We start from the raw sequence: 8,199 nt of genomic DNA on the forward strand, positions 1-8,199 counted from the left end.
CTCTCGTTTACGGGTTGTGTTTTAGCTTAATGCCGCTTCAACCCTGTCACGAATTTTTCGTGATTTCTCTTTGGCGAACAATGTCATAAAGTCGCTGCCATCAGCTTGTTTAGCAAGAATATCCACCAAGGCTGCCTTAGTGTCGATATACAAAAATGACATCAGAGGCTTGATTTCATCACGTTGTGCCATGGCGGCAATGTACTCTCCCATGCATGGGCGATAATTTTTGATCATATATAGCAGCAGGTATTCAGGTTTAACGTTTTGGCTAAATAACCAATCGAGCAGTGCTTGATACGCTGCTTCTTCATAGTCATCTTCATCGCACGCTAAACGGCTGGCTAAATCCATTTTGCCTTGTAGGGCGAGCTGATCCATATAGCCATATATGAGCCCGTCGGTGAACACTTTGTAGGCTTGGTAGCTGTGGTTTGCCAGTAACTCAACTAAACGACCACAACGCTCATCATCTAGCAGCCATACATATTGGCTTAACGCATGGCTGCGGTATTCTTTAAGGTTAGCCGTGGTTTCATAGCTGATATATTGGTTAAATTGCGGCGCAAACTCATCATAACTTAGCTCACCCTGCAGATAGGCCCATAGGTTTTGGTTAACTTGGGTTCGGCGCTGCTCTGGACTCGGTAGGTTTTTAACTGCATCAATCACGCTTTGGGCGTCTATTTTGTCGTTGAGGATCACGACTTGGCCGCCAACGTAGATATTGCCATCTCTAGCTGCATCTTTATCGGCCACTAAAACCAGTAGTTCATCGCCAACCTGCTGCAAGATCTCGCTATAGATCCAATCCATTCTATCGTTCTTACGGCTTTGGCTCAGTTCGGCATTAGGGTGTAACTTGGCCGGCAGGCGCAACTTTTTAGGTAGCTCAGCCCCGTCAGTGACAAAGTCAGAAAAGATCACATAGTCTCTAAACTTGCTTTCAATCACCTCTTCCCACGAGTTGTTATTAAGCTGAATAAACTCACTCAGGCATTGCTGTAGCTCATTATCGAGAGCAAAAGGCATGTTTGGGAAACGCATTGCCACATGCTTATGGAATTCGAGCTTTGTTGGTTGATAGCTGTAATCTAATCCGCGCAGTAATGCCTTGGCATCATTGCGTCTTGCCGCGGCCATCATGCCTTGCTGCTCATTATCTAACTCACCCATTAACTCGACCAAGTTCAGGTAATCTTCAGTGCGGGATGTGCTAGCGCTAAACTGCTCAACTTGGTAGGCCAAAGTAAAGGCTTTGTCTATGCCATGGTTGTTTAGCATGTCGAAGAAATTGCTTTCATCGATAGCTGACTCAAACCTCAACTTGCGGCTATGTTCGCTATAGGCCTTTGCAACAAGATGCACGACTCTGATGGGGGCCATGGTGATCAGCAGTTGCCAAATACGTTCTGCATTAATGGCTTCAGGGGTGTCGAGCTGCTTTAGCCATAAGCAACTTAGGATCACCCGTTGGTAGTCATCATCACGGTCATCTAAGAAGCTATAGCTTTTTTGCTGTGGGCTAATTTTAGGGAAGTATAAATATGCCTGACGACAGATATCTTGGCTATACAGGTGTTGATTTAATAGCGCTAGCATCTGCTGCTGATTTAGCTCTGGTGTTGCCTCGGTAAAATAAGCTTTTAGTTGTTGTAGCTCGGTATCATTGAGGCCTTTTTCGGTAAAAGGCCCATCATCTAAGATATCGGCATTTTCGAGCATCAAGTTTACAGCGCGCTCAAATACGCCATTGAGCTTTGCTTGTAAGGCTTGGGTGTAGCCGTCATTACAATTTTGCTGTTTATCTTTAAGTAGTAGGTAAGCGCATAGCGCATCGATACCTAGCTCATCTTCAGGCCAATCTTGGCAGTTTAAGCAGGCGCGATTAGCAAATAGCTCGTCAGCTTGTTCGAGCATTTCAGCAGAGATCTGGTTGTAACCTATATCGATAAACTCATCGAGTAAGCTTTCTAGCGTTCTTTGTTCTGCTCTACTAATTCCATTAGCAGGCTTTTGTTCGGCGCCGCTTGGCATAAAGCGTGTGTAGTAATCATCAACACCGATAATCGCTTGATACTCTGTCTCACCCGTTAGCAGGTCGCACATTTCGTCATTAAAGGCTTGTTGGCCAAAGAAACGATAGAAAATGTCGACAAAGCGCAGCATGGTTTGCGCACTGCGTACTTGGCTTTCAGGCTGAGTATTAGCCGATGCCAATGACACATTTTCGGGCTTTGGATTAACGCGGCTAATAAAGCCGTTGCTAGCATCCTCGTCCATATCTTCATCATTATCTTGTAGCAAATCTTTTGCTAGGTGCTCCATCACTTCATGGAAGTTATCGCGCACATGGTCAAAGTCGTCCATATCCCAGCAAGACTCTTGGATGGCTTCAAAAAAGGTTAATGCGTGCTTTTCACTATGAGGAATAATATTGAACGGTTCAACTTCATTCAGGAGCTCAGCTTGTTCACCTGTAGAGATATAGGATAGCAAGGCGTGGCTATTTTCAAGGCTCAACAAAAACTCGCTGACCATTTTAAGCCCGCCTAAATACTCATCGCGTACTTCTTTACGTTCTGCGCGCTCAATACGTTGCTTTTGTTGCTGGGCAATACTGCCAGCGTAACAACAGAGTTTGCCACTGAGCTCTTGCTTTAGTTGATTTTGTAAATTAATCGCTTCATTTTCAAGGCTGTCATTAATGAAATGTTCAGCCAGTTCGCAGTTCATCTCTTCACTGTCTTTACCACAACATTCGGCAATTAAGGTGAGATATAAATTGAGGATCGGCTTTTGTTCTTCAAGTGAGTCATGCTCGCTATAAACCAGTGCGGGCTGAGCATGAAAACGCTGCTTTACTAACTCAATAAAGCGCGGGTATTTATCAGGATTAGCTTTTAAATAATCCCCAAGCGGTTGGTATCTTGGGGCGGGTTGCTCCCAATCACTGCCGTAAAAAGCGAATCGAAAGCTGTGATTATCACACCAGACAAAGGCGTTAATCATCGCCTCACACCAACCATGTCGCTCGAGTAGGCTTAACATCATATCGCCATAGCCAACAGCATGCTCATCATCCCAATAGGGGATAAAAAACTGCGCTAAATAAGTGGCGTCATTAGCGTCTTTGGCCGCCATCATATACAAGGGTTCTGCGCCAAATACTCGGGTGTCATCGAGCCACATCTCACTGGTGTCGTTTTCAAAGCGGGCGTAGTCGACCATAGCTTGTGCAGTCTTACGCAGTTGTGGGTAAAGCGACTCATGCTCAAGGGCTAGGGCAAATAACAAGGTCTCAGATAGATACAGCAGACGTTCATCACTCACCACATAACTACTTAAGTGGCCGCCATCTGGATTGAGTGTGAGTGCTGCCATTGCTAGCTGCTGATCTTGTAGCATGTCCAACTGCAGGTGCTCACGCGTGCCACTGCTGTTATCCATAAACATCAAGTTGAATCGACCGCCTCTAACAAAGGCTTGATGCGCTTCTAATTGAGCTTGATAGCTTTGCAAGGCTTGCTCGATACTGGCAGGGCTGTGGCGATTAAATTCAATAACTTGTAGTTGGCTAAATGTATCCATACTGCTGTCCTAATGACGTTGGTTCTATCCCCAAAATGCAGGGATGACGACGAGATTTTAACGGGAGGATAACTGATCATTTCAATAAGATCAGTTGTTTAGCTAATGAAATTTATGACAGGCTGGAAATTTGTGATAACGCAGGCATAAATGCCGCTACTGCGTGGAAACTTGGTCAGTTAATTAATCGAAGAAATGCAGAGTTTGACACAAGTATCAATAGCTTGGCCCTAAATGCACTAGGGAAAATTTAGTCTCCCAAAATTGAGTTTCTGCGTATATAATCCTGCGCCAAATTAAAAGGCTATTGCTTATCGCTGATAGCCTAAAACACCATTTTTTATTCATTCAAACCTTAGATGAAACTTGTCTGTGACAGAGCTTTCTCTGTCATGACAGGCTCTCTATGTAGTTCTTTAGATATGAGTCATGATGAAAAAAGCAATATTATTTCCTTTAGCTGTTAGTGTGTTGTCGGCCTGTGGCGGCGGTAGTAGTGATGGTAATCAAGCGCAAGAGATCCAAGTTTTAGGGACTGTAGTCGCTGATGCGTACCTTTTTGATGATGAAGCGCTTAATCGTGTTAACTCAAGACGGGGTACTAGCTATAGCGCTGAAAACGGTGAGCAGGGCGAAGCTGATTTAGCGACCTGGCATGTGTGTGGGGCCGCTTATAACTCCTTGGTTGAACCAAACTTATATAATCAAGATGTTGATAAAGACGGTGTCGCCGACACCAACCTCACCGATGATGAGGGTAACCTTTATTACAATATCGACCTTAATGGCGACAAAGTCGCTGAGTTAAACCTCTTGACCCAAAGAGAGGGGATTTATCTTAACGTCGATATGAGCTGTGACGCCAAAGCGGATATCAATATCGATAACAATTTCGATGGTATTAGCGACCTTAATATTGATGTTGATGGTGACATGAAAGCCGACCGTTTGATTGATATTGACGGTGATGGTAAGCCAGATTTCTCCTATACCGACAGTGATGGTGTATCCCTTGCTGGCGTGACGGTGCAGATCGAAGGTAAGTATGGCAGCTTTGAAACCGTAACCGATGACAATGGTCAGTTCTCTTTCGAGCGCATCCCTACTGGTAGTTACACCTTAAAAGCAGATGATGTTGCTCTCGATGGTTCAAATATCTGGACTCGCACTCAAGTTGAGATTGAGGAGTTTGATGACTCAATTGGCGCGTTCAGAATGCATCAAGATCCGGTGATCACTAAGGTTAATGTCAATAATGAGCAGACCTTGAAAGGTTTCTGGCAAGACTTCTCTTGGTACTCAAGTGATATTGAAACTGAATACGCTATCGGTGATACCGTTTCGGTTGAGATAACGGTTGAAGATCCTAATCAGCGTCCTGTTACCGCTAAATTTACTGCTGACTTAGAACTTGGTACCGAAGAAATTATTGAAGCGGATGGAGTATTTAAATACCAGCATCAAATTACTGAAAAAGACGCCGAAGAATACATGGTATCTATCATGGCTGAATTGAGTAACGATGATGGCTTTTTCGGCTTAAACGGCATGACTGACGTTCAGCTTGGTGCTCAGTTTATGATGGCGGATTATGTTGAAAGCGAAGAGCTAGAAGTGGAAACGGTGACCGTGGGTGATGAAGTTTTCAATAATCCACCGGACTCAACTTATATGCTGGTTGAGGTGCAGCAACCGATTGCCATCGATGGCAGCGTACAGATAGATGTTGAAGTGACTGGCCCTGCTGAGCGAATTGCAGAGTTTTATGTGGTTGGTAGAAAGGATCTCATTGTAGATGTTCTAAAGGGCGATAGTTACTTGTTCGATGCAAGTATTGCGCACCCTCAATATGTTTATGAGATTCAATATATCACTTACCTTGATTATTTAGATGAGCGTGAAGAGGTGGTGATTAAGATCCCATTAGACACAGAGCGTAAACCTGCAATAGTTGATGGTTTGATGATTGATGGCGTCGTGGCAACGGATGTGATGGCTCGGGTTGGCGAAACTTATCAACTAAAGGCGCTTTATACCGATCCTCAAGATGATGTAGTGCAGTGCCGTTTTGAAAAGGCGGGTAACCATAGTGCATCAGACTATTTAATTAGTGATTGGGGCGTGTGTGAGGTTGACTATACCTTTAAAGCGGAAGATGCCGTTGACCAATTTAACATCCGAGTTAATATCCGTAACAGTGATGGTATTGTGGTTTGGCAAGATTACGATGACCTTAAAACTTATGATGTTAGCGTGACTAAATAAGTCGATTTAGACAATATAAAAGGCTGCCAATTGGCAGCCTTTTGTTCTTAGTTCTTATCTCGCAGTGAGAGAGTTAACGTCCGCCCGGCTCGGCAAAGCGGGTCATCCAATCCTCTACTTGGTTGTACCAATAGATTGAGTTGTTGGGCTTCATGATCCAGTGATTCTCGTCTGGGAAGTAGATCATACGAGATTCGATGCCACGACTCTGCAGGGTGCGGAATAGCTCAAAACCTTGACCGACAGGTACGCGGTAATCGAGCTGACCGTGGATCACCAATGTTGGCGTGTTAAAGTTCTCAGCAAAGTAGTGCGGCGAGATAGCCTTGTAGATCTCAGGCTTTTCCCAGTAATGACCGAAACGGGTACTATGCACGGCAAAGTCTGCCGACATCTGTGAGTACATGTTGTACACGGCCGCGTGAATGAGTAGCGCGTTGAACGGATGCTCTTGCCCAAGAATAATCGAGGTTAAATAGCCGCCGTAACTCGCGCCGCCAGCCACCATACGCTCGCTGTCGATCCACTCTTTTTGTTCAAACCACTCAGTCGCTTTAAGCACATCTTCTAGTGACTTGTTCTTCCAATCTGGGTTGATACTGTCAGCAAACTCTTGACCAAAACCGCTCGAACCATGGAAGTTTGGCCATGCCGTTACATAACCCCAAGAGGCAAATGTTTGTGCGTTCCAGCGATAGTGGAAACCATCGGAGATAGCGTTATGTGGACCGCCGTGAATAAGCATCATTAGTGGATACTTCTTGCTGCGATCAAATCCTGGCGGGTAGTGTACCCACATCTGAATATCTTGGTCGTTATAACCCTTGTAAGTCACCGACTCATAGGTACCCATGTCAACGTCGGCTAAGATGTCGTCGTTAAACTTGTCTAGGCGAGTGGTTTTGCCATTTTTAGGGTTAATGGTCACAAGACGCGCTGGGTATAAGAAGCTGTCATTGGTAGCGACAATCGTGCCGTCTTTGGCCATCACAGGCTTACCAAAGTTAGTATCTTTGGTAATGGCTTTGACTTTGCCGTTTTTCGCATTGATGTGATAGATGCGGCTAGTGGCGGCATCATCAATCGCAGCGTAGAAGCCTTTGCTGTCGGCTGTCCAGCCAAAACGTGATACAGAGCGATCCCAAGTGTCGTTAATCACTTTAGGCTGACGCTTTTTCATATCCATCAGCACTAGGCGTGATGTATCGGCATAGAAGCCGTGAATAAGCTGCTGAGTATAGGCTAAGGTTTTGCCGTCAGGGCTAAACTGCGGATTGCTATTTGGCGCTTCGTTATCAGGTGTTAAGTTTTCTGCTTTACCGCTGCCAATTTTCGCTAAGAAAATATCAATCTTAGGATCAACTTCGCGGGTTTTCATCGCCGCGTCCCAACCATTGGCGGTGAAGGCAATCCACTGCTCGTTGGGCGCAATATCATAGCTTGAAGCGCTTTGTGATGAGCGAGGTAGCTGATGCTTTAACGGTTGGGTGATGGCTTCGATTTCACCGCCAGAGGCAGGGATACGGAACACGTGGGCTTCACGGTCCTCATCAATCCAGTGGTCAAAGCTCGAATATGGCAGTTCATTCCATTGGTGAGCAGATACCTTGTTGTCTTTATCTGCTTTTAGTTGAGTTGTCATCTCATCCCAGTTTTTACCTGGGAAGATGCGGCTAATAAAGTAGATGTGTTCACCTACCCACTTCATGCCGTATACACCGCCTGGCACATCGGTTAGCTTTTGTGCTTCGCCAGGACCGTTCATCGGCAATAGGTAAACTTGGCCAGCTTCATCTTCGTCACGCTTGCTGATAAAGGCCAGTGTGTTGCCATCGGGTGAGAAGGTGGCTTCGCTAGCGCGCATGCCCTTGGCTGTAAGCGCTTGCTGGCTATCGCCATCTTTATCAAATAGCCAAAGCTGTGTTGAGCCTTTATCTTCTGGCACATCATACTGGGTGACTGGCGCAACGACTTTGTCACCGTCAGGTGAAATAATTGGACTGCCTATACGGTTAAGTTGCCACAGCACATCAACCGAAAGGGGTTTAGTTGATTCTGCAAATGCACTTGCCATTGGCATTAGCAGACACAGTAACAGGATCCCGGCTTTCTTCACGAGTGGTTCTCCTTAGGAGCAATTTGTTGAGTTTCTTATTAGTGTTTTAGCCAGCTTGTTACTGGCAAAGCTAGTATAGCCGCGAATATTACAAAAAGGATATCAATATCAAAAGGCTGTTGCAGATGGTTACATTATTGGTTTAAGCCAAGATTAATTGCGGGGAATAGAAGCAGAATTGAGAAGGAAAATAAGACAGAAATAAAAATGGCGGCCGAATCTAGGAT

At 45.1% G+C, this 8,199-nt stretch carries 3 protein-coding genes; 1 reads left to right on the forward strand and 2 read right to left on the reverse strand.

Annotated features, from left to right (window positions below):
- Positions 1-21: 21 nt before the first annotated feature.
- A complete protein-coding gene (locus tag L1D44_RS20095; RefSeq protein ID WP_239893047.1) occupies positions 22-3,591 on the reverse strand; it encodes a hypothetical protein in 3,570 nt (1,189 codons plus the stop codon).
- A 429-nt stretch (positions 3,592-4,020) separates the two neighbouring features.
- Between L1D44_RS20095 and L1D44_RS20100 the strand changes: the two genes are divergently transcribed.
- Positions 4,021-5,856, forward strand: coding sequence for a carboxypeptidase-like regulatory domain-containing protein (locus L1D44_RS20100; RefSeq protein WP_239893049.1), 1,836 nt, complete (start codon positions 4,021-4,023; stop codon positions 5,854-5,856).
- 73 nt (positions 5,857-5,929) lie between these two features.
- Here L1D44_RS20100 and L1D44_RS20105 read toward each other — a convergent pair whose 3' ends face one another.
- Complete coding sequence (locus L1D44_RS20105) at positions 5,930-7,972, reverse strand: S9 family peptidase (RefSeq protein ID WP_239893050.1); 2,043 nt, start codon at positions 7,970-7,972, stop codon at positions 5,930-5,932.
- Positions 7,973-8,199: the final 227 nt, after the last annotated feature.

Source organism: Shewanella sp. Isolate13 (genome assembly GCF_022398325.1).
Lineage (GTDB): Bacteria > Pseudomonadota > Gammaproteobacteria > Enterobacterales > Shewanellaceae > Shewanella.

What these genes read in the sequence shown, in the direction of transcription:
- L1D44_RS20095 (WP_239893047.1), bottom strand. Translation starts at nt 3,591, where the DNA reads ATGGATACATTTAGCCAACTACAAGTTATTGAATTTAATCGCCACAGC.
- L1D44_RS20100 (WP_239893049.1), top strand. Translation starts at nt 4,021, where the DNA reads ATGATGAAAAAAGCAATATTATTTCCTTTAGCTGTTAGTGTGTTGTCG.